Here is a 785-nt window from a genome sequence, read left to right as displayed (position 1 = left end):
TGTTGAAACACGCTTTGCACAACACCTGTCCCGACATGATGAAAAGTATTGGCAAAGATGAGAACGGCAACGACATCAAGGTGCGTGACAGCGAGGGCATACAGCTCGCCAACGCCAAGATTGACGAAATCCGCAACGGGTTCTCGGAATGGTTGGAAGAGCAGTCGCCGCAGTTCAAGGAACGGCTCGTGACAATGTATAACCGCAAGTTCAACTGTTTCGTGCGCCCGAAGTATGACGGTTCGCACCAGACGTTTCCCGACCTCAATCTGAAAGGATTGGCAAGCCGGGGTATTCAAAGCGTTTATCCGTCGCAGAAGGATTGCGTCTGGATGATAAAACAGAATGGCGGCGGAATATGCGACCATGAAGTCGGAACAGGTAAAACACTGATAATGTGTATTGCAGCGCATGAAATGAAGCGTCTGAACTTGGCGCACAAGCCGATGATTATTGGTCTGAAAGCCAATGTCGCGGAGATTGCCGCCACTTATCAAGCTGCCTATCCGAATGCCCGCATCCTCTACGCTTCGGAAAAGGATTTCTCGACCGCCAACCGTGTGCGTTTCTTCAACAACATCAAAAACAATGACTATGATTGCGTCATCATGTCGCATGACCAGTTCGGCAAGATACCGCAGTCACCGGAGTTGCAGCAACGCATCCTGCAAGCGGAGCTTGACACGGTGGAGGAAAACCTCGAAGTCTTACGGCAGCAAGGCAAGAACGTGTCGCGGGCGATGCTGAAAGGATTGGAGAAGCGCAAGCACAACCTTGTGGCGAAG

The 785-nt window shown here is 51.3% G+C and carries 1 pseudogene; it reads left to right on the top strand.

The features are described 5' to 3' along the window. Positions 1-785 (top strand): annotated as a pseudogene (locus N5O98_RS27340) (DEAD/DEAH box helicase family protein); the annotation flags it as partial.

Origin of the sequence: Bacteroides sp. LFL-34 (assembly GCF_027257075.1) — a bacterium.
Lineage (GTDB): Bacteria > Bacteroidota > Bacteroidia > Bacteroidales > Bacteroidaceae > Bacteroides > Bacteroides ovatus.
Note: the sequence above shows the minus strand (reverse complement) of the source record. Positions and strands in the feature narration are given on the sequence as shown.